Source organism: Rhodovulum marinum (assembly GCF_004343075.1).
Lineage (GTDB): Bacteria > Pseudomonadota > Alphaproteobacteria > Rhodobacterales > Rhodobacteraceae > Rhodovulum > Rhodovulum marinum.
Window position 1 is genome coordinate 161,976 of record NZ_SLXP01000006.1, and the last position, 21,013, is coordinate 182,988.

The 21,013-nt window shown below is 65.7% G+C and carries 21 protein-coding genes and 1 tRNA gene; 9 read left to right on the plus strand and 13 right to left on the minus strand.

Annotated features, from left to right (window positions below):
- Nucleotides 1-54 precede the first annotated feature (54 nt).
- A complete protein-coding gene (mnmA, locus tag EV662_RS11040; RefSeq protein ID WP_132462216.1) occupies nucleotides 55-1,203 on the minus strand; it encodes a tRNA 2-thiouridine(34) synthase MnmA in 1,149 nt (382 codons plus the stop codon).
- Between the two features lie 128 nt (nucleotides 1,204-1,331).
- On the opposite strand from mnmA, the gene sciP reads away from it, so the two are divergent.
- The 5 genes from sciP (at nucleotide 1,332) to EV662_RS20050 (ending at nucleotide 7,399) form a co-directional block, all read left to right on the plus strand.
- On the plus strand, nucleotides 1,332-1,610 hold the full coding sequence (sciP, locus tag EV662_RS11045; RefSeq protein WP_132462217.1) for a CtrA inhibitor SciP: 279 nt from the start codon (nucleotides 1,332-1,334) through the stop codon (nucleotides 1,608-1,610).
- A 122-nt stretch (nucleotides 1,611-1,732) separates the two neighbouring features.
- Nucleotides 1,733-2,449 carry a response regulator transcription factor CtrA gene (gene ctrA, locus EV662_RS11050; protein WP_132462218.1) on the plus strand — a complete coding sequence of 239 codons (717 nt, stop codon included), beginning with the start codon at nucleotides 1,733-1,735 and terminating at the stop codon, nucleotides 2,447-2,449.
- An 80-nt stretch (nucleotides 2,450-2,529) separates the two neighbouring features.
- A complete protein-coding gene (gene ligA / locus EV662_RS11055) occupies nucleotides 2,530-5,082 on the plus strand; it encodes an NAD-dependent DNA ligase LigA (protein ID WP_132462219.1) in 2,553 nt (850 codons plus the stop codon).
- Nucleotides 5,079-7,169, plus strand: a complete 2,091-nt coding sequence (gene recG / locus EV662_RS11060; RefSeq protein ID WP_132462220.1) for an ATP-dependent DNA helicase RecG — start codon at nucleotides 5,079-5,081, stop codon at nucleotides 7,167-7,169. Before ligA ends, recG begins: the two co-directional genes overlap by 4 nt.
- Before the next feature lie 107 nt (nucleotides 7,170-7,276).
- On the plus strand, nucleotides 7,277-7,399 hold the full coding sequence (locus tag EV662_RS20050) for a hypothetical protein (protein ID WP_279533253.1): 123 nt from the start codon (nucleotides 7,277-7,279) through the stop codon (nucleotides 7,397-7,399).
- A 146-nt stretch (nucleotides 7,400-7,545) separates the two neighbouring features.
- Here EV662_RS20050 and EV662_RS11065 read toward each other — a convergent pair whose 3' ends face one another.
- Complete coding sequence (locus EV662_RS11065; protein ID WP_132462221.1) at nucleotides 7,546-7,998, minus strand: iron-sulfur cluster assembly scaffold protein; 453 nt, start codon at nucleotides 7,996-7,998, stop codon at nucleotides 7,546-7,548.
- 69 nt (nucleotides 7,999-8,067) lie between these two features.
- Between EV662_RS11065 and hisI the strand changes: the two genes are divergently transcribed.
- A complete protein-coding gene (gene hisI, locus EV662_RS11070) occupies nucleotides 8,068-8,427 on the plus strand; it encodes a phosphoribosyl-AMP cyclohydrolase (RefSeq protein WP_132462222.1) in 360 nt (119 codons plus the stop codon).
- Here the strand turns inward: hisI and gluQRS are convergent.
- The 4 genes from gluQRS to gyrA all read right to left on the minus strand — a co-directional run bounded on the left by gluQRS (nucleotide 8,405) and on the right by gyrA (nucleotide 14,144).
- Complete coding sequence (gene gluQRS, locus EV662_RS11075) at nucleotides 8,405-9,280, minus strand: tRNA glutamyl-Q(34) synthetase GluQRS (RefSeq protein WP_132462223.1); 876 nt, start codon at nucleotides 9,278-9,280, stop codon at nucleotides 8,405-8,407. The two genes, hisI and gluQRS, sit on opposite strands and share 23 nt — an antisense overlap.
- Nucleotides 9,273-10,616: a methylenetetrahydrofolate--tRNA-(uracil(54)-C(5))-methyltransferase (FADH(2)-oxidizing) TrmFO gene (trmFO, locus tag EV662_RS11080; RefSeq protein WP_132462224.1), complete on the minus strand. Its 1,344-nt coding sequence runs from the start codon at nucleotides 10,614-10,616 to the stop codon at nucleotides 9,273-9,275. Before trmFO ends, gluQRS begins: the two co-directional genes overlap by 8 nt.
- 41 nt (nucleotides 10,617-10,657) lie before the next feature.
- Nucleotides 10,658-11,203: a DoxX family membrane protein gene (locus EV662_RS11085; RefSeq protein ID WP_132462225.1), complete on the minus strand. Its 546-nt coding sequence runs from the start codon at nucleotides 11,201-11,203 to the stop codon at nucleotides 10,658-10,660.
- Between the two features lie 169 nt (nucleotides 11,204-11,372).
- A complete protein-coding gene (gene gyrA, locus EV662_RS11090; protein ID WP_132462226.1) occupies nucleotides 11,373-14,144 on the minus strand; it encodes a DNA gyrase subunit A in 2,772 nt (923 codons plus the stop codon).
- Between the two features lie 194 nt (nucleotides 14,145-14,338).
- Here gyrA and EV662_RS11095 point away from each other — a divergent pair, with 194 nt between their 5' ends.
- The gene (locus EV662_RS11095) at nucleotides 14,339-14,608 is read left to right on the plus strand and encodes an usg protein (RefSeq protein WP_132462227.1); all 270 of its coding nucleotides are present in this window, start codon (nucleotides 14,339-14,341) and stop codon (nucleotides 14,606-14,608) included.
- A 164-nt stretch (nucleotides 14,609-14,772) separates the two neighbouring features.
- Here the strand turns inward: EV662_RS11095 and EV662_RS11100 are convergent, their stop codons facing one another.
- Together EV662_RS11100 and EV662_RS11105 are read right to left on the minus strand one after the other, a co-directional pair.
- Nucleotides 14,773-15,255 (minus strand): disulfide bond formation protein B, encoded by a 483-nt coding sequence (locus EV662_RS11100; RefSeq protein ID WP_132462228.1) that lies wholly within the window; start codon nucleotides 15,253-15,255, stop codon nucleotides 14,773-14,775.
- Entirely contained in the window at nucleotides 15,252-15,830 is a 579-nt protein-coding gene (locus tag EV662_RS11105; RefSeq protein ID WP_132462229.1) for a YqaA family protein, read from the minus strand. The genes EV662_RS11100 and EV662_RS11105 overlap by 4 nt, the downstream gene beginning before the upstream one ends.
- Nucleotides 15,831-15,988: 158 nt before the next feature.
- Between EV662_RS11105 and EV662_RS11110 the strand changes: the two genes are divergently transcribed.
- Nucleotides 15,989-16,072: transfer RNA gene (locus EV662_RS11110), tRNA-Leu, on the plus strand.
- 653 nt (nucleotides 16,073-16,725) lie between these two features.
- Nucleotides 16,726-17,160: a hypothetical protein gene (locus EV662_RS11115; RefSeq protein WP_132462230.1), complete on the plus strand. Its 435-nt coding sequence runs from the start codon at nucleotides 16,726-16,728 to the stop codon at nucleotides 17,158-17,160.
- Here EV662_RS11115 and EV662_RS11120 read toward each other — a convergent pair.
- The 5 genes from EV662_RS11120 to EV662_RS11140 all read right to left on the minus strand — a co-directional run bounded on the left by EV662_RS11120 (nucleotide 17,157) and on the right by EV662_RS11140 (nucleotide 21,013).
- On the minus strand, nucleotides 17,157-17,753 hold the full coding sequence (locus tag EV662_RS11120) for a nucleotidyltransferase family protein (protein ID WP_132462231.1): 597 nt from the start codon (nucleotides 17,751-17,753) through the stop codon (nucleotides 17,157-17,159). The two genes, EV662_RS11115 and EV662_RS11120, sit on opposite strands and share 4 nt — an antisense overlap.
- A gap of 58 nt (nucleotides 17,754-17,811) precedes the next feature.
- On the minus strand, nucleotides 17,812-19,110 hold the full coding sequence (locus EV662_RS11125; RefSeq protein ID WP_132462232.1) for a branched-chain amino acid ABC transporter permease: 1,299 nt from the start codon (nucleotides 19,108-19,110) through the stop codon (nucleotides 17,812-17,814).
- Nucleotides 19,107-20,117: a branched-chain amino acid ABC transporter permease gene (locus tag EV662_RS11130; RefSeq protein ID WP_132462233.1), complete on the minus strand. Its 1,011-nt coding sequence runs from the start codon at nucleotides 20,115-20,117 to the stop codon at nucleotides 19,107-19,109. Before EV662_RS11130 ends, EV662_RS11125 begins: the two co-directional genes overlap by 4 nt.
- The gene (locus EV662_RS11135; protein ID WP_132462234.1) at nucleotides 20,117-20,524 is read right to left on the minus strand and encodes a hypothetical protein; all 408 of its coding nucleotides are present in this window, start codon (nucleotides 20,522-20,524) and stop codon (nucleotides 20,117-20,119) included. The genes EV662_RS11130 and EV662_RS11135 overlap by 1 nt, the downstream gene beginning before the upstream one ends.
- Before the next feature lie 81 nt (nucleotides 20,525-20,605).
- A complete protein-coding gene (locus tag EV662_RS11140; RefSeq protein ID WP_132462235.1) occupies nucleotides 20,606-21,013 on the minus strand; it encodes a hypothetical protein in 408 nt (135 codons plus the stop codon).

Genomic DNA, 21,013 nt, shown 5'->3' on the forward strand with positions numbered 1-21,013 from the left:
CCCTGGCAATAACAGCCATTAGTGTGCCGCCGATCACGCGGCCCATCCGGTGGCTTACGCGCCGCGCCAGATCCAGCCGCCGCCCAGAACCCGTGTTCCCCCAGTCTCGTAGAATACACAGGCCTGGCCGGGGCTGACGCCTTCCTCTGGCGTCAGCAGTTCCACCTCGGCCTCGGTGTCCGACAGCGGCCGCAGGATGGCCGGGCGCGGCGGGCGGGTGGACCGCACCTTGACCGAGATTTCCCACTCGGTTCGCGTCGTAATCGCCGCGTCGCCCAGCCAGTTCACCTCGCGCACCGGTACGCGTCGGGTGGCCAGCATCTCCTTCGGGCCGACCACCACGCGCCGTGAATCCACGTCCAGCCGCACAACGTAAAGCGGTTCGGACAGCCCGCCGATGCCCAACCCCCGGCGCTGACCGATCGTGTAGTGGATCACGCCGTCATGGCGGCCCAGCACGCGCCCGTCCGCATGGACGATCTCGCCCGGCTCTGCCGCGCCGGGGCGCAGTTTCTCGATCACGCTGGCATAATTGCCTTCGGGCACGAAACAGATGTCCTGACTGTCGGGCTTGTCGGCCACCGGCAAGCCGTATTTCGCCGCCAGCGCCCGCGTGGCCGCCTTGTCGGGCAGGTGCCCCAAGGGAAAGCGCAGGTAATCCAGCTGTTCGCGCGTGGTCGAGAACAGGAAATAGGACTGGTCGCGCACCGGGTCCGCCGCGCAATGCAATTCCGGTCCGGTCACGCCGCTCATGCGCCGGATGTAATGCCCGGTCGCCATGCAGTCGGCGTCCAGGTCCTTCGCGGTTTCCAACAGGTCGCGAAACTTCACCCGCTCGTTGCAGCGGATGCAAGGCACCGGTGTTGCGCCGGCCAGGTAGGAATCGGCGAATTCCTCGATCACCGCCTCGCGGAACGCGTTCTCGTAGTCCAGCACGTAATGGGGAAAGCCCACGCGTTCGGCCACCCTGCGGGCGTCATGTATATCGCGTCCCGCACAGCACGCCCCCTTTTTCGCCAGTGCCGCGCCATGGTCGTAAAGCTGCAGCGTGATCCCGACCACGTCATAGCCTTCCTCGGCCAGTTGCGCTGCCACGACCGAACTGTCGACGCCGCCGGACATCGCCACCAGAACACGGGTTTCCGCCTCGGGCTTCGCAAAGCCCAGCGAGTTCAGCGGGCGGATCGCGCCATCGAGCGCCATGGGTCGGATCTCCTCGGGAAGGTTCGTGGGCAATATAGGAAAATGCGAAATACTCTCAACCCTCCGCTTCACCCGCTCTTAAGCATGCCGGGCCAGTTTCGGGACATCCGCAAGAGGGACGAGAGCCGATGTTTCTGAAACGTATCGACGGGCCGCGGACCGTCACGCTGCCCGACGGAACAACCATGACGCGCGCCGATCTGCCGCCGGTCGATACCCGCCGCTGGGTCGCCAGTCGAAAGGCCGCCGTGGTCAAGGCCGTCGCGGCTGGCCTGATCTCCGAGGCCGAGGCGAGAGAGCGATATTCGTTGTCCGAGGAAGAGCTTGAAAGCTGGAAACGGGCGGTGCGCGAGCACGGCGTTCGCGGGCTGAAGGTCACCGCGCTGAAGGAGTTCAGACAACCTTGACGAGAAATTAATGGACAACCTTAAATTGTAAATGCTAGGATTATTGTTAAGGTAAGGTGAAATTAACCATTGTTCGTCAGGACTGGTAAACGTTCCACGACGACAAAGCGGAGACCTTAGCAATGCGCGTGCTTCTGGTGGAAGACGATCCGACCACGGCCAAAAGCATCGAGCTGATGCTGACCCATGCCAATTTGAACGTCTATACGACCGATCTTGGCGAAGAAGGCATCGATCTGGCGAAGCTCTACGATTACGACCTGATCCTGCTCGATCTGAACCTGCCCGACATGAATGGTCACGAAGTCCTGCGCCAGCTTCGTCTTGCGCGGATCGAGACCCCAATTCTCATTCTTTCGGGCGCCGCCGATACCGAGAACAAGATCAAGGGCTTCGGCTTCGGCGCCGACGACTACATGACGAAACCTTTCCACCGCGAGGAACTGGTCGCCCGGATTCACGCGATCATCCGCCGGTCCAAGGGGCATGCGCAATCGGTGATCCGCACCGGCCGGATTGAGGTGAACCTTGACGCCAAGACTGTCGATGTCGAGGGCAAGCCGGTGCACCTGACCGGTAAGGAATACCAGATGCTCGAGCTTCTTTCCCTGCGCAAGGGCACCACGCTGACCAAGGAGATGTTCCTGAACCATCTCTACGGCGGCATGGATGAACCAGAACTCAAGATCATCGACGTGTTCATCTGCAAGCTGCGGAAAAAACTTGCCCAGGCGACCGGCGGCGAAACTTATATCGAAACGGTCTGGGGCCGCGGCTATGTTCTGCGTGATCCCGAACCCTCCCGGGGCGAACTGCCCGGCGTCGCGCTCGGCGCCTGAACGCAAGGCGGCCAACGGGCCGCTGGAAATCCTCCCGCCGCCCCCCTATCAAATGGCCCAGGGGAGCCGCGGGGGATGAGATGACCGCCGATCATACAGCCGACACACCGGTCGAAACCCTGACCGAGGGACAGGCGCGGGCCGAACTCGAACGGCTGGCGCTCGTGCTCGCGCAGGCCGACAGGGCCTATCATCGCGAGGATGCCCCCGAGATATCGGATGCGGCCTATGATGCGCTCAAGCGGCGCAATGCCGATATCGAGGCACGGTTCCCGTCACTCAAGCGTGCCGACAGCCCCTCTGACCGGGTCGGGGCCGCCCCGTCGGAAGGATTCGCCAAGGTTCGGCACGAACGGCGGATGCTGTCGCTGGGTAATGCCTTTGAAGCCGAGGAAATCACCGAGTTCGACGCGCGTATCCGCCGCTATCTTGGCCTGGGTCCAGAGGCGGAACTGCTCTACACCGCCGAACCCAAGATCGACGGCCTGTCGCTCAGCCTTCGGTACGAACGCGGGCGGCTGGTGCAGGCCGCCACGCGCGGCGATGGCGAAACCGGGGAAAACGTTACCGCGAACGCCCGCACCATTGCCGACATTCCCCACCGGCTGGTTGGCGCGCCCGACATCCTGGAGGTGCGTGGCGAGGTCTATATGGCCCACGCCGACTTCGAGGCGCTGAATGCGCGCCACGAGGCATCGGGGCAAAAGACCTTTGCCAACCCGCGCAACGCTGCGGCAGGTTCCTTGCGGCAACTCGACCCGACGATCACCGCCGCCCGCCCGCTGAAATTCTTTGCCTATGGCTGGGGCGTGCTGTCGGCGCCGCTCGCCACCACCCAGAAAGGCGCGATCGACCGGCTGGCGGAACTGGGTTTCGCAACCAACCCACTGACGCGCCTTTGCGACGGCCCCGCTGAAATGCTGTCCCATTACGCCGGGATCGAGCAGGACCGCGCGACGCTGGGCTATGATATCGACGGGGTGGTCTACAAGGTCAACGACCTCGCCCTGCAGGACCGGCTGGGCTTTCGCTCGACCACGCCCCGCTGGGCCATCGCACACAAGTTCCCCGCCGAACTGGCCTGGACCCGGCTGGAGAAGATCGAGATCCAGGTGGGCCGTACCGGTGCGCTGTCGCCGGTGGCGCGGCTGCATCCCGTGACCGTGGGCGGCGTCGTCGTGTCGAATGCGACGCTGCACAACGAGGACTACATCGCCGGCCGGGATGCCAGCGGCAACCCGATCCGCGAGGGCAAGGATATCCGCGAAGGTGACTGGGTGCAGGTCTATCGCGCGGGCGACGTGATCCCAAAGGTGGCCGATGTCGACCTGTCGAAACGCCCCACCGACGCCAACCCCTATGTATTTCCCACGTCCTGTCCCGAATGCGGCTCCGAGGCGATCCGCGAGGCGGGCGATTCCGTGCGCCGCTGCACCGGCGGCCTGATCTGCCCAGCACAAGCCGTCGAACGGCTGAAGCATTTCGTGAGCCGTGGCGCCTTCGACATCGAGGGGTTGGGCGCGAAACAGGTCGAAATGTTCTACCGCGACGACGCGCTGCCGATCCGCGAACCCGCGGATATCTTCACGCTGGAAGAACGCGACGGTCGCAACCTCAGCAAGTTGAAAAATCGCGAGGGCTGGGGCGAGAAATCCGCCGCAAACCTCTTCGCCGCCATCAGGGCGCGGCGCACGATCCCGCTCGACCGGTTGATCTTCGCGCTTGGCATCCGTCATGTTGGAGCCGATCAGGCGGATCGACTAGCAAAATACTGGCTGAATATTGAGAGCTTGCTTCAAGCTGCAGAGGACCTGTTCGCTGAGCGTCAAAGACTCTGGATCGGATTTACATGCCAGTTTGCGCAAGACTCGCACGTTGAGGGGCGTCCTTGGGAGATTCCGCTTAGGATACGGGAGCGCGAACTCGCGGTATGGCCCGAAGCCCAAGAATTTCCGGGTCTTGGCGGGCAACTCCTTCTATTGGCCATGTATGATTTGATTCACGGGAAGAGTGCGTCTGAAGTATTCAGTAAAGCCCTGCGAAACTCACGAAAATACCCAGATAAGGTGGAACGTGCGAGATTACGTTTTGGCACAGATGAGGCTTTCTGTTCCGCATTAAGATCGCATATTCAGAGCCTTATCCAAATCTGGTCAGACGAGTTCAAACTTGAGAATCATCTGTCGGAGAAGGATTGGGCTAATAGCTCCGCCGCTCTAAGCAGGCTCAAGCTTCAAGATGATAGGATTCTTGATACTCTGACGGCGGCGGAGGGTGTTGGTCGCGAAGTTGCTAATTCGATCTTCGATTTTGCCCACGATCGCCAGCAAATGGATGCGTTAGCGCGACTGCTGGATGAGATAACGGTGCTTGCATCAGAACGGCCTAGTCATGTTCAATCTGCAATTTCCGGCAAAACCGTCGTCTTCACCGGCACGCTGGAAAAGATGACCCGCGCCGAGGCCAAGGCGCGGGCCGAGGCGTTGGGGGCCAAGGTGGCGGGTTCGGTGTCGAAAAAGACCGACCTGGTGGTGGCCGGTCCCGGCGCGGGGTCCAAGGCAAAGAAGGCCGAGGACCTGGGTATCGAGACCGTTGACGAAGATGGCTGGCTGGCCCTGATCGGCGACGCATGAGCGGACGGCCAGACATCCTGTTTCCGCTGTTCGGCGCGTTGGAAAAGCTGGACGGCATCGGGCCCAAGACCGCACGCGCGCTGGCCCAGATCGACATCGAGAAACCGCGCGACCTGCTGTTGACGCTGCCCCATTCCGGCGTCGACCGCCGCCGCCGGGCGACCCTGCGCGAGGTGCCGCCGGGCGAGGTTGCGACCGTCGAGATCGAGGTCTTGCGCCACGATCCGCCGAAAACGCGCGGCCGGCCCTGGCGGGTGCAGGTGCAGGATGCCGAAACGACCTTCACGCTGGTGTTCTTTCACGCCAAGGGCGACTATCTGCGGCGGCTCTTGCCCGAAGGCGCGCGCCGCGTGATCTCGGGCAAGGTGGAACATTTCGACGGCATGATCCAGATCGCCCATCCCGACCACGTCCTGCCCCCCGACGAGGCCGAGGCGATCCCCGAATACGAACCTGTCTACCCGCTGACCGCGGGCGTCAGCCTGAAGGTGATGGCCAAGGCGGTGCACTCCGCTCTTGACCGGTTGCCCGACCTTCCGGAATGGATCGACCCGGCATTGCGCGCGCGCGAGGGCTGGCCGGGCTGGGCGGCGGCGCTGAGGATGGTGCATGAACCGCTGAGCGCGCGCGAGATCGCCGCCACCGCCCCGGCACGCCAGCGGCTCGCCTATGACGAATTGCTGGCCCACCAGCTGACGCTGGCGCTGGCCCGCGCTTCGGTTCGGCGTGGGAAGGGCCGTGCGACCACGGGCGATGGCCGGCTTCGGCGCAAGGTCCTGGCCGCGCTGCCCTACACCCCGACCGGCGCGCAGGCCCGCGCGATGGACGAAATCGCCGCCGACATGGCCCAGCCCACGCGCATGACGCGGCTTTTGCAGGGCGATGTCGGTGCGGGCAAGACGCTGGTCGCGTTCATGGCGTTGCTGGTCGCGGTCGAGGCGGGCGGGCAGGGGGTGATGATGGCGCCCACCGAAATCCTTGCGCGCCAGCATCTTCAGAGCCTGCGCCCGCTGGCGGAAGAGGCGGGCGTTGTGCTGGAGATCCTGACCGGCCGCGACAAGGGCGCCGAGCGGCGGGCCAAACTGGCCGCGCTGGCTGCCGGTGACATCCATATTCTCGTGGGCACCCACGCCTTGTTCCAGAAGGACGTGGCGTTTCAAGACCTGCGCCTTGCCATCGTCGACGAACAGCATCGCTTTGGCGTGACCCAGCGGATGGAACTTTCATCCAAGGGGCACGGCGCGGATGTGCTGGTGATGACCGCGACGCCGATCCCGCGCAGCCTGGCGCTGGCCACCCATGGTGACATGGACGTATCGGTGCTGGACGAGAAACCGCCGGGCCGCACACCGGTCAAGACGGCGCTGGTCTCGGCCGGCCGCATGGACGAAGTGGTCGATCACCTGAAACGCGCCATTACCGAGGGGCGTCAGGCCTATTGGGTTTGTCCCCTGGTCGAGGAATCCGAGGCCGTCGACCTGACCGCCGCCGAGGACCGGTTCAAGCGCCTGCGCGCCGCTCTCGGCGAGGGTCGGGTGGGGCTGGTGCATGGCCAGATGCCCGCGCCCGAAAAGGATGCCGCCATGGCCCGGTTTCAGGCAGGCGAAACCGCGGTGCTGGTCGCGACCACGGTGATCGAGGTGGGCGTCGACGTGCCGAACGCCTCGATCATGGTGATCGAACGGGCCGACTGGTTCGGGTTGGCCCAATTGCACCAGTTGCGCGGCCGGGTGGGGCGGGGCGCGGCGGCGTCGACCTGCCTGTTGATGTATCAGCCGCCGCTGACCGAAACCGCCCGTCGCCGGCTGGAAATCCTGCGCGAAACCGAGGACGGCTTTCGCATCGCCGAAGAAGATCTGGCGATGCGTGGTGCGGGCGACCTGATCGGCACGGCGCAATCCGGCCTGCCGCGGTTCCGCATCGCGGATCTGGAACGCCAGTCCGCGCTTATGGCGCTGGCGCAAAGCGATGCGCGAAAGCTGCTGGTTGACGATCCAACGCTGGAAAGCGACCGCGGAAAGGCGGCACGCATCCTGTTGTGGCTGATGGAACAGGACCGCGCGATTCGCCTGATAAAGGTCGGTTAAGGCCGTTCGTGCCCGAACGTTCGCGAATGTTCTTAAAAAGTTCTTTACAATTGTCTCGAAAAGGAGAACAAAGAAGGAACATTCCGACGCAGCAGGAGGTTGCCCCCATGATAAGCGAACTGACCGACGCCCTGTCCCGCACCCGTGCCACGCTCTGGCAGGACGCACTGGGGGCCGCTGCGCTGATGGTCACGCTGTTCGCGGGGCTGCACCTGCCCGCGCTGTTCTAAGGTTTCACTGCCCGCTGTCTGTGCCTTCGCCCCGCCCCAAGGGGGTAAGGAACCTGCCTCTTCCTGTCCTGATGCACGGACGCATACCTGCCGCCGCCTCCGACCACGGAGCGCGGCGGTTTTTTTGTCTGAAACGAAAAACGTCGTCAGGCGCAGGCCGCGGCCTCGGCGGCATCGAACGCCTCCAGCGTCGCCTCCAGCGCAAGCAGGATCGAGGCATGGCGGTTCTTGTAGTCGCGCGCGGGGGCCAACACTTCCAGCCCGTCAAAGGGCGGTGCAGGTGGCGGCCCGTTTTCCTTGAGCATGGCGCGCAACTGATCGCGCGCGGCTTCGACTTCGGCGCGTGTGCAGCCAATGACATTCGCACCGACAACTGCGGCGGCCGCCTGCCCCAAGGCGCAGGCCTTGACGTCCTGCCCGAACCGGGTGATCCGTCCGTCCTCGACATCCAGGTCCACGCTGACTGTCGACCCGCAGAGAGGCGAGCGTTTGCGCGCGCTGGCCATTGGCGTGTCGAGCCGTTCGAGATGCGGAATATCGGCCGCCAGCGCCAGGATGCGCTGGGAATACAGCTTGATCAGGTCGGTCTCGGCGGTCATGGCGTTCCCTTCAGCCCGCGTCTGGCATAGATAACGCGGACGCATCCGATTTTCAAAGGAGTTCGGCCCATGTCCTTCGATCCGGCAAGCCTGACCTATAACGACGCCGGGCTGATTCCCGCGATTGCCCAGGACAGGGACGGCACGGTGCTGATGCTGGCCTGGATGAACGCCGAAAGCGTGACGCGCACGCTGCAGACCGGGCGCGTCACCTACTGGTCGCGGTCCCGGGCGGCGTTCTGGGTCAAGGGCGAGTCCAGCGGCCATGTGCAGCGCCTGGTCGAGATGCGCGTCGATTGCGACCGCGATTGCCTGTTGGTGATCGTGGAGCAGACAGGCCCGGCCTGCCACACCAACCGGCGCAGTTGCTTCTACACCGCGATCCGTGACGGCGCCGAGGTTGAGATCATGGCGCCCGAGCCGGACTGAGGCCGACAAGCGCGCGAATATCCGCGGGCGTGGCCCCCTCTTCGCGATAGCGCGCGATGGCGCGGGCGTCGTCGCGTTTGGCAAGCCGCTTGCCGGTGTCGTCGGTGATCAGGCGGTGATGGTGGTAGGTGGGTGAGGAAAGACCAAGAAGATCCTGCAAAATAATGTTAATCGGCGTGACTTCGAACAGATCCTCACCGCGGACCACCTCGGTGATGCGCTGGAACGCGTCATCCACCACGACAGCGATGTGATAGGATGTGCCGATGTCGCGCCGGGCCAGCACGACGTCGCCCACCTCGTGGATCAGCGCCGCTTCGGACAGGTGGTGGCGGCCTTCATGGGCGGGGCCGGTTTCGGTGAACGCGGGCAGGGCATCCAGCCGTGCAAGCGCCCGGGCCATGTCCAACCGGATCGCATCTTCCGGCCCGGCCTCGGCCATGGGCCGACCACGGCAGGTGCCCGGATAGACCAGCCCATCCGGTCCCAGAACCGGTGCCCCGGCTTGCGGCGCCGACAACGCCGCGCGAATGTCGGACCGCCGACAGCGGCAGGGATAGACCAGCCCCATTTCCGCCAAACGGTCGAGAGCCGCGCCATAGGCCGGCAGGCGCGTGGATTGACGCAGCACGGGCCGTGACCAGTCGAGCCCCAGCCAGGCCAGGTCGTCCAGGATCATGGCCTCCCATTCTGGCTTGCAACGGGCGGTGTCGATATCCTCGATCCGCAGCAGCATCTCGCCCCCCACGGCCCGCGCCCGCTCGAACGCGGTCAGCGCCGAGAAGGCGTGGCCCAGGTGCAGCGGCCCCGTGGGCGAGGGGGCGAAACGCGTGCGCGCACGCGGCTCAGCCATGGCCAAGCCAGACGCTCCAATCGGTCTTGGCGCGGTCGGTATAGGCCTTGTAGCGGTCGCGGCGTCCGCGCCGACCACCGCGCAGGCCCTCGACCGGGGGAAACAGGCCGAAATTGACGTTCATTGGCTGAAAGGTCTTGGCCTCGGCACCGCCCGTGATGTGGCTGACCAGGGCACCTGTCGCCGTGGTCGCCGGCACAGGGGGTAAGGTGCGGCCCTGCATCTCGGCCGCGGCGAGGCGCCCGGCCAGCAAGCCCATCGCCGCGGATTCCACGTACCCTTCCACCCCGGTGATCTGGCCCGCGAACCGGATATTCGGGCGCGACCTTAACCGAAGCTGGTCGTCCAGCAGGGTCGGCGCGTTCAGGAAGGTGTTGCGGTGGATCCCGCCAAGGCGTGCAAACCGCGCCTGTTCCAGGCCGGGTATCATACGAAAAACATCAACTTGCGCGCCATACTTCATCTTGGTCTGGAAGCCGACGATATTGTACAGCGTTCCCAGCGCGTTGTCGCGGCGCAGTTGCACCACGGCGTGGGGCTTGACCTCGGGGGCGTGCGGGTTGGTCAGTCCGACCGGTTTCATCGGCCCGTGGCGCAGCGTTTCGCGGCCGCGTTCCGCCATCACCTCAATCGGCAGGCAGCCATCGAAATAGCCGGCCGTCTCACCCTCGTGAAAGGTGGTCTTGTCGGCGGCCAGCAGCGCGTCGATGAACGCGTCGTAGGTGGCGCGGTCCATCGGACAGTTCAGATAGGCGGTGCGCTCCTCCTCGGTTTCGCCCTTGTCATAGCGCGACTGGAACCAGGCCTTGGTCAGGTCCACGCTGTCGGCATAGACGATGGGCGCGATGGCATCGAAAAAGGCCAGGGCATCGGTGCCGGTCTCGGCGGCGATCGCCCGGCCAAGCGCGTCCGAGGTCAGCGGCCCGGTCGCGATGATCCAGCGGCCTTCGGTGGGAAGTGACGTGATTTCAGTTCGTTCTAACGCGATCTTCGGATGGGAAAGCAGCCGGTCCGTCACCGCCCGGGCGAACGCATCTCGGTCGACAGCCAAGGCGCCGCCCGCCGGCAGGCGGTGAGCATCGGCCATTTCCATGACCAGCCCGCAGGCCGCACGCATTTCCCAATGCAGCAAGCCGACCGCGTTCTGTTCGTCATCGTCGGAACGGAACGAGTTCGAGCAGACCATCTCGGCCAGCTGATCGGTTTGATGGGCAAAGGTGCCGGTTGCCGGCCGCATTTCGTGGATGACCACGTCGATCCCGGCGCTAGCGGCCTGCCAGGCGGCCTCGGCCCCGGCCATGCCGCCGCCGACGATGTCAAGGATGTTGTCCGTCATGGCCCCGATCTAGCGGGCGCGGCGGGCAAAGGAAAGGGTGCTCAGGCGGACTTTCGCAATGCCGCGGGGGCGTATGAGATCACGGTTTCGCTGGCCTGGATCTCGGCCAGCGCAGCGCGCGTCGCCGCCAGTTCCAGCCGGGTCCGCGACAGTTCATCGTCGCGGTCGGCCTGGGTCCCCATCCCGTCGCGCGACAGGGGGCATTCCGAGATCCGGGCGGTCAGCGCGATCAGGCTGAGCGCGCCGACCATCGCGATCTCGACCCATAAAGTCTGGTGCGCGATGGGGGCGGCAAACAGGCCGGCATGGGACACCAGCGCGGAAACGACCGTGTAAAGGCCAAGGATCAATGCCGCGGGCCGGACGATCCGCCCCACGAAAAGCGCCACACCGGTCAGCCAGACGACGGTGATCGTCGCCCAGGAGGCGACCGTCGCCGTGTCGGTTCGCGGCACGAAGTCAATCCCGTCGGGAACGACGATCACGCCCGTTGCGTGGGCGATGAAATACGAGGCGACCAACATGCGTGCCGCGGCCAGCGCGCGGCACGAGGTCGCCTGCACAAGGGGTGGTTTGCCAGGCAGCATGGCAGCAATCCCTTCCATGGCAGTCGAGATGTTCGCTCGGAGTCGAACTAGGCAGAGAATTCCGGCTTCTTCTTGACAGAATCCTGACGCCGCATCGCAACATGCGTCGAAAACCGCGCGATGGCGTGAATTTCTGGTGCCGTGGTAAAGGAAGTCTTTCGCGCGGGCGTTACTCGCCCGACGGTTCGCCCGCGCCCTGTGCCTCGTCCTCGCCCTGATCGGCGATCCAGGCGACCGAGACCACTTCCTCGCCCTTCGCGGTGTTGAACACCCGCACCCCGCCCGCGCTGCGCGAGCGGAACGAGATATCCTCGACCGGGCAGCGGATCGACTGGCCGGTCGAGGTGACCAGCATGATCTGGTCGTCGATCTCGACCGGGAAACACGCCACCAGTGGCCCGCCCCGCAGGCCCTTGTCGATCGCCTGCACACCCTGGCCGCCACGCCCGCGCACCGGATAATCGTGGCTGGACGACAATTTGCCAGTGCCGCGAGTGGTGATCGTCAGGATCAGGTCCTCAGCCGCCGACATCTCGGCATAGCGCTCGGGCGACAGCTGGCCGCCGGCAATCGCCTCGTCCTCGTCGTCGGGCTCTTCCTCGTCGGTCAGCCCGGCCATCAGGCGCCTTTGTTTCAGATAGGCGGTGCGTTCCTCGGAACTGGCCTCGAAATGGCGGATCACCGACATCGACACCACGCGGTCGCCCTCGGCTAGGCGGATGCCGCGCACGCCCACGGAACTGCGGCTGTTGAACACGCGTACATCGGTGGTGGGGAAACGGATCGCCCGGCCAAGCGCCGTCACCAGCATCACGTCCTCGTCCTCGGAACAGATGCGTGCGTTGATCAGCCTTGTATCCGCGTTTTCGTCCTCGAATTTCATCGCGATCTTGCCGTTGCGCATCACGTTGGTGAAATCCGACAACCGGTTGCGCCGCACGCTGCCCGCAGACGTGGCGAACACGATCTGCAATTCGTCCCAATCCTTTTCGGGGCGGTCCACGGGCATGATCGCAGCGATCGAGACGCCGGTCGCAATGGGCAGGATGTTGACGATGGCCTTGCCCTTCGAGGTGCGCCCCCCCTGCGGCAGGCGCCAGCATTTCAGCTTGTAGACCATCCCGTCGGTCGTAAAGAACAGCAAGGGCGTGTGGGTGTTGGCCACGAACAGCGTGGTGACCACGTCCTCTTCCTTGGTTTGCATCCCCGACAGGCCCTTGCCGCCGCGCCGCTGGGCGCGGAATTCGACCAGGGGCGTGCGCTTGATATAGCCGGACTGGGTGATCGTCACGACCATGTCCTCGCGCTCGATCAGGTCCTCGTCCTCCATGTCGCCGGACCAGTCGGCGATCTCGGTACGGCGGGGCACGGCGAACTGGTCGCGGACCTCTTTCAGCTCGTTCGCGATGATCTCCATGATCCGGTCGCGCGACCGAAGAATATCGAGGTAATCCTTGATCTTGGCGGCCAGGTCTTCAAGTTCGTCGGTAACTTCCTTTACGCCCAGCTGGGTCAGGCGTTGCAGGCGCAGATCGAGGATTGCACGGGCCTGCGTTTCGGACAGGTTATAGGTGCCGTCCTCGTTCATCTTGTGGGTCGGGTCGTCGATCAGGCGGATGTAATCGGCGATGTCGGCGGCGGGCCAGCGCCGGCCCATCAGTTTTTCCCGTGCCTCGGCGGCATCGGCAGAGGCGCGGATGGTGGCGACCACCTCGTCCACGTTCGACACGGCCACGGCCAGACCGCACAGGATATGGCTGCGTTCGCGCGCCTTGCGCAGTTCGAACGCCGTGCGACGCGCGACAACCTCCTCACGGAAGTCTATGAAAGCGGTAAGGAATTTCCGCAGCGTCAGGGTTTCCGGCCGACCGCCATTCAGCGCCAGCATGTTGCACCCGAACGAGGTCTGCATCGGCGTAAAGCGGAACAACTGGTTCAGCACGACATCGGGTGTGGCGTCGCGTTTCAGTTCCACCACCACGCGCACGCCGACGCGGTCGGATTCGTCCTGGACGTGAGCGATGCCTTCGATCCGCTTGTCTCGCGCGGCCTCGGCGATCTTTTCGATCATCGTGGCCTTGTTCACCTGGTAAGGGATCTCGTCGATGACGATGGCATACCGATCCTTGCGGATTTCCTCGATCCGGGTCTTTGCGCGGATGATGACCGAACCGCGCCCTTCCAGATAGGCCTTGCGCGCGCCGGACCGGCCCAGGATCAGCCCGCCCGTCGGGAAATCGGGGGCGGGGATGTATTCCATCAGCTGTTCGACGGAAAGGTCCGGGTCTTCGATCAGCGCCAGCGTGGCGTCGACGACTTCGCCCAGGTTGTGGGGCGGGATGTTTGTGGCCATGCCGACCGCGATGCCGCCCGCACCGTTGACCAGCATGTTCGGGAATCGCGCGGGCAGGACGGTGGGTTCCAGGTCCTTGCCGTCGTAATTGTCCTGAAAATCAACGGTATCCTTGTCGATATCGGCCAGAAGTGCGGCGGCGGGCTTGTCCATGCGCACTTCGGTATAGCGCATGGCGGCGGGGTTATCGCCGTCCATCGAGCCGAAATTCCCCTGACCGTCCAGCAAGGGCAGGGACATCGAGAAATCCTGCGCCATGCGCACCAGGGCGTCGTAGATCGCGGAATCGCCGTGCGGGTGGTATTTCCCCATCACGTCGCCTACCGGGCGGGCGGATTTCCGATAGGGCTTGTCGTGGGTATTGCCGGTTTCGTGCATCGCGTAGAGGATGCGACGGTGCACGGGTTTCAGCCCGTCGCGCAGATCGGGGATCGCGCGCGAGACGATGACGCTCATCGCGTAATCGAGATAGGAGGTCTGCATCTCCTGCTCGATGGCGATGGTCGGCCCGTCATAGGCGGGCCGCTCGGGCGCGCCGCTGGGGCCATTTTCGTCTTTGTTCTCAGGGGGTTCCGGCGTTTCGCTCACGTTGATGCCCGGCCTTTCGCGCCTGCTCAATATCTAGTTGGCGTCAGTCTATCAGAACCTTCATGTGGGGTGCAATGGCCCAGGCGCCAACACGTTGGCAGCCCCCACACCAGAGTGCCAACATACTGTTTTCATTGAAAATCAACCGCGGTTTGGCATCATCGAGTCGTTAACGCGACCAGGAGGTTCCAACCGTGCACCAGTCCGAGACGGAATTGATGCTGAAGGGCTATGGCCTGACGACGGCCGAATTCTTTTACCGGATGCCCGATTACCAGAGCGTTCTGAACAGTTTCATCTGGCAGGACTACGACATCGCGCCCGATCATCCGCGGCTATTCAAGTTCATCGAGTTCTGGCAGGAGCAGATCGAGGGGCCGCTGCACTCGGTGCGGTTCACCCATCGCAAGATGATCTCGCCCGGGGAATGGCGCAACGTGGTGGGCGAGTTCACCCTGCACTGAGACGCCGTTTCGCGGCATATGAATCGCATATGAATTCCATATGAATTCCATATGAGTTTTTGACGGAGTCCAAACCGCGCCCCGCGACGCGATCCGGGGTCAAAACCTATGCCCCCGGGCGGTCAAACGGCCGGGGCGCGCGCGGGCCGGCGGACCGGGCGCCGTCAGCGCCCCGGGTGGCTGTTGGCATAGGCCCACAGCCAAAGCCCGACCAGCGCGGCGGACATCAGCGCGTTGTAGCTGGCCATCGACAGGCCGAACAGCGTCCACTGCACCTGGTCGCACAGCACGACCGGCTGGACCTGCGTGGGGTCGAGCAGCTGTTCCGGGGTCATCCCGCGGAACGCCGCCACATCGCCCGAACAGGACGAGGGGCCGGGCCACCATTTCCGCTCGACCCCGGTGTGATAGGCCCCCAGCCCGGCCGAGACCGCCATCGTGACCAGGCCCGCCACCGGCAGCATCCGCCCGCCGATGGCGATCGCGGCCATGCCGAGGATGGGCGCGACGGCATGCGGCCAGCGCTGCCACAGGCACAGCTTGCAGGGCGCAAGGCCGACAACATACTGGAACCAGTACCCCGCGAGCAGGATCGCCAGCGAGGCGAAGGCGGCGAGGAAGATCGCCTGGTTCCGGGTCGGTCTCACAGGAATTTCACCGCGTAGAAGCCGCCGATCAGCAGGACGACGAACAAGGTGAACAACAACCCGAGATAGCGTTCGATGAAGGCGCGGATCGGGGCGCCGAGTTTCCACAACAGCGCGGCCAGCACGAAGAACCGGATCCCGCGCGCGATCACGCTGGCCACCATGAACACGCCCAGGTTCAGCCCGGTCGAGCCCGACAGGATCGTGATGACCTTGTAGGGAAACGGCGTGATCCCGGCGATCAGCACCGCCCAGGCGCCGTAGTCGTTGTAGCGCGCCGAGAAGTCGTCGAAATAGGCGTCCTTGCCGTAGAATTCCAAAACCGGGCGGCCCAGCGTTTCGAAAAAGCCCCAGCCGATGACATAGCCCATCAGCCCGCCCAAGACCGAGCCGACCAGCGCCACCCCGGCGATCAGCCAGGCGCGCGAGGGGCGGGCCAGGATCATCGGGATCATCAGCACGTCGGGCGGAATCGGGAAGACCGAGCTTTCGATGAAGGCGACCACGAACAGGGCACGCAACGCGTGCGGGCTGTCGGCCAGCGACAGGGTCCAGTCGTACAGGCGGCGAAGCATCGTCGGGCGGCCCCTTGTTCGGTCCCGGCCCACAAGCCACGGGCCGCGCCCCGCGTCAAGACGCAGGGGCCCTGCGCCGCCGCACCGATTGGTGATGGGGCGGGTGCGTGACGGGTATGATTGACCGGCGCGCGGACGCGCGCTAAGGGGGGCGCGTGGCCCGAGTGGCGAAATGGTAGACGCAGGGGATTCAAAATCCCCCGCCGCAAGGCGTGTCGGTTCGAGTCCGACCTCGGGCACCAGCCATCCCAAGTGACCCTGTGATTCGCTGGCCGGGCGGGGCGGATCGGTTCCGGCCCGGTATGCAATCACCGCTTTTCCACGCCATTGGTGCGGCCCCAAGCGACGGCGGCGGCCCGCGTTCGCCGAACGGTTAACGTGTGGGCCGGGACGGTGGGGTGGAAACAATCCCGCCGGTGATCGGGTCGGCAGGCTGCAACGATGGGTCGAACCCGGCGCGGTTTGTTGCCAGCTGCGAAACGGTCGGGGTCCGGGCCGGTTCCGCCATGGCAACGATCGCCATCAGCGCCGGTGGCCGGAGGGCGCGAAATGTGGCGGGCACGTCCGGGTCTTGCCGTGATTCCGCCGGATTTTCCTTTGGTGCGCCCGGGGCATCCCATATCCTGATCGTGCCTTGCTGGGGGCAGGGGCATCGGGTGCGGTCCAATGGGGGTTGGCCGCATGAAAGGCCGGGGCATCGTTCCGCATCGGAACCTGCGTATTGTGGCAGGCGTCCGGGCGGGTGAAACGCGGTGTTCCGGCCGATTTTCGAAGGGGAACGGGGCTTTCCCGCCGGCGCGGCCCCAGGGCGGCCCATAACGTCGCACCGTCTGGACAGCCGGGCAGCCTTGGGGGCAGGCTGGGGCGACGGCCATGGGCCAGCACGGGGACGGCGATGAGCGACGAGACGGAGACCTGGCACCTGATGCCGGTGGCGATCCTGGCGATCCTCTGGAACCTTGCGGGCTGTGCCGATTACGTGATGACGCAATATGGCGCGGCGTCTTACCTGCAGATCTTCACCCAGAGCCAGGCCCAGTATTTCAACGCGCTGCCCGCCATGGTGGACGGCGCCTGGGCGACCGCGGTCTGGGGCGGGTTGGCGGGGTCGGTGATGCTGTTCCTGCGGCTGGGCGCGGCGCCCTGGGTGCTGGGCGTCGCGGCGCTGGCGATGCTGGGCTGCGCGGGCTGGCTGATCGTTTTGGCCACGCCGCCGCTGATCGCGGTGTCGGGCGCGTTCGGCGTGGCGATGATCGCGGGCGCGGCGGCGATGTCGGTGGTGTTCTACCTGTATGCCCGGCAGATGCGGGTTGCCGGGGCGTTGAGCTAGGGCGCCCGGGCGTGCCAGGCGGCCCAGTCTTCGGGGGTATCCAGATCGGTCAGCGCGCGCCGGCCCGGCAGCGGGCAGGGGCGGACGGTCTCGCCGGCCAGAACGGCGCGGCCCCCGGTATCGCCCGTGACCGCCGCCAGCGCGTCGAAGCAGCGCGCGGGAAAGATCACCGGGTGCCCCGGCTCGCCGGTCTCGGCGGTGGCGCGCAGCGCGGTGTCGGGCGCCTCGTCGAACTGGCGCAGCATCAGTGCGATGTCGGCCGTGACGATCTCGGGCATGTCGGGCAGCAGCACCATCAGCCCCGCGGCCCCCGCGGCGCGCGCCGCCTGCGCCCCGGCGCGCAAGGACGCGGCCATGCCCTCGGCCCCGTCGACATAGGTGGCGCGAAAGCCTTGCAGCCCCTCCAGAATCTCGGCGCGGGGTCCACCCGCGTGCCGGGGCAGGGTCACCAGCACCGGCGCGTGGGTGGCCAGCGCGGCGCACATCTGACGGCGCAACAGTGCCTCGCCCTCGACTGGTTCCAGAAGCTTGTCGCGCCCGCGCATCCGGGACGATGTCCCGGCCGCGGGCACGAGGATCAGCACCTTGCCCATGGTCCCAGACTAGGCCCTGCGCGGCGCGGGTGCAAATCCGCCCCTGCGGCGCCCCCGTCTAGCGTTCCGGGATCAGCCCGCGCGGGCTGAAGCGCAGCACCAGGAGCAGGATCACGCCCATGGTCAGCAGCCGCATATGGGCAACGCTGTCCAGAAGATGCGCGCGCAGCGCCGAATCCTCGGCCATGCCGCTGGTCAGCACGCCCATCAGGAACGCGCCCAGGGGTTCGACCTGCACCCAGAGGAACCAGATCAGGAAGCCGCCCAGCACCGCGCCCCAGTTGTTGCCCGACCCGCCCACGATCACCATCACCCACACAAGGAAGGTAAAGCGCAGCGGCTGGTAGGAGGACGGCGTCAGCTGGCTGTCATAGGTGACCATCATGGCGCCCGCGAGGCCGCAGATGGCAGAGCCGAGGATGAAGACCTGCAGGTGGCGGCGCTTGACGTCCTTGCCCATGGCCTCGGCCGCGACCTCGTTGTCGCGGATCGCGCGCATCATCCGCCCCCAGGGCGAATTCAGCGCGGTCTGCGTCAGCCAGATCAGCGCGATCAGCACGGTCGCGAAGAGGCCGGTATAGGCAAGCTTGACGAAAAGCGTCGAGGCGGTGACCGGGTCGAGGCCCAGCGCATCGGCCCGTGCCACGAAGGCCGCGCTTTGCTGAAGGTCGACCTCGTAGGGGACGGGGCGGGGAACGCCGATGACGTTCTTGACGCCGCGGCTGAGCCAGTCCTCGTTCTTGAGCACGGCGATGACGATCTCGGCGATGCCCAGCGTGGCGATGGCCAGGTAGTCCGAGCGCAGCCCCAGCGCGGTCTTGCCGATCACCCAGGCGGCCCCGGCGGCCAGCAGCCCGCCCACCGGCCAGCCGATCAGCACCGGCAGGCCGAGACCGCCCAGATAGCCGGTCGCGGCCGGGTTCACGGCCTCGATCGCGGCGACGCCCGGGTCGAACACGGCGCGGAAAAGGAAGAAGCCCGCCACCAGCCAGCCGATCATCGCCAGCGCCCGCACCCGGCCGCGGCCGAGGCGCCGCCAGATCAGGACCGCGCCCAGGATCACGCCCAGCCCCAGCGCCAGACCGCCGAGCGCGCGCAATCCGCCCGCGGCCCAGGCCTCGCCCACGGGGGGCATGGCGACGATCACCGCGCCCAGCCCGCCCAGCGCGACGAAGCCCATGACGCCCACGTTGAACAGGCCCGCATAGCCCCACTGCATGTTCACGCCCAGCGCCATGACCGCCGAGATCAGCCCGTAGTTCAGGATGAACAGCGCCGCGTTCCAGCTTTGGACCACGCCGGTGCCCAGGATCAGCAATGCCACGAGGGCGAACAGGCCCATTTCCCTGAGTGTCATACCGCTTTCCCCCGGAACAGGCCCGTGGGCCGGAACAAAAGCACGATCACGAGGATCACGAAGCTGACCGCGAACTTGTAATCGGTCGACAGAAGCTGCACGAGCCCGTCCGGTTCAAGAGAGTCGGGCAGCAGGTAGACCAGCACCTTTTTCCAGGCATAGGTGATCGTCACCTCGGAAAACGCGATCACGAAGCCGCCGGCGATGGCGCCCAGCGGGCTGCCCAGCCCGCCGACGATGGCGGCGGCAAAGATCGGCAGCAGAAGCTGGAAATAGGTGAAGGGTTTGAACGACTTGTCGAGGCCGTACAGAACACCGGCCACGGTCGCCAGTACCGCGACGATGATCCAGGTGATCGCCACCACACGTTCGGGGTTGATGCCGGACAACAGCGCGAGATCCTCGTTGTCGGAAAAGGCGCGCATCGATTTGCCGGTGCGGGTATAGGTCAGGAACCAGAACAGCGCGGCCACCACGATGATCGCGGTCACGATGGTCAGCCCTTGCGTGCTGCGGATCGCCAGCCCCTCGGCCAGGCCCGTCATCTCCTTGAAATCGCGGGCCGAGACGATGAACCGTTCGCCATCGGCGAAGCGCTGGTCGTCGGGCCCGATGATGAAGCGCACAAGCCCGTTGAGGATGAACATCACCCCCATCGAGACGATCACCAGGATCACCGGTTTCGCCTTCTGCTCGCGGTAGAAGCGGTAGACCACCCGGTCCGTCGCCAGCAGCAGCAGCGCGGTTGCCGCGATCCCCGCGGGCAGGGCCAAGAGCGCGGTCGGCAGCGGCCCCAGCGTGACACCCAGCGATTGCAGCCACCAGGTCACGAGGATCGTCACCATCGTGCCGAACGCCATCGTGTCGCCATGGGCGAAGTTCGAGAAGCGCAGGATGCCATAGATCAGCGTCACCCCCAGCGCGCCCAGCGCCAGCTGCGCGCCATAGGCGGTGGCGGGGATCAGAACGAAATTGGCAAAGGCCACAAGGGCGTTCAGCAGGTCCATCACTCGCAGGTTCCGAAATAGCTGACAGAGGCAGGCCCGGCGGCCAGGTGAACGGTATAACGCGCAGCACTGCCGGCGACCGCCAGGTAATGGCGCACGGCGCCGTCGCCGCCCTGCAGGAACAGCGCCCCGGCGCCCCGGGTCCCGAAGGTGTCGACATCGCCCGAGACCGAGCTGAGCGTGGCGCGCGCCAGCATCACACCGGCACCCAGCCCGCCGACCCGGCCCTCGACCGACAGCGCGAAATCGGTGTCGGCGCAGGGCTCGGTTTCATAGCATTCCTGCACGAAGCTGCAGGACAGGGTGAAATCGTTCCCGGTGGTCCCGGCCTCTTGCTGGGCCAGGGCCGGATGCGATGCGGTGACCAGCAAGGCCACGACGAGGGGCAGAAAACGGTCAGTCGGCATGGGCAGTCCTCCTGGGCGCAGCGCGCCGGGCCCGGCCTGCGGGATGTCGCGGGGTTCGGGGGGCGGGGCGGGGCTTGCGGCTCATTCCGCCTCCTCGCAGCGGCCGTGAATGGAAATCGAGACGGGCATCCTCTCGTCGGGATCGGCCGCGCCGGGCAACAGCGCGTGGCGCGTCAGCAGGAAGGACAGGTCGTCGAAAACCGTCATCGCGCCCGCGCCCTGTCCGGCCTCCAGCGCGCCGCCCGCGCCCTGCACGCGCACCCCCTCGGCCTTGGGCAGCCGCCGGAATTCATAGGACCGCTCGCCCTCCTCGGTGGTCATCACCAGCTTGTCGCCGACCTCCTTGCCGGGATCGAGGGAATAGACCACCTCGATCGCCTCGCAGGTGGCCTCGAACCCGGCCAGGCAGACCCGCTCGGCCGTGCAATCCAGCGGCGCGGCACCGGCAAGCGCCGGCCAGGCCAGAAACAGCGCGCTCCAGATCCGCAT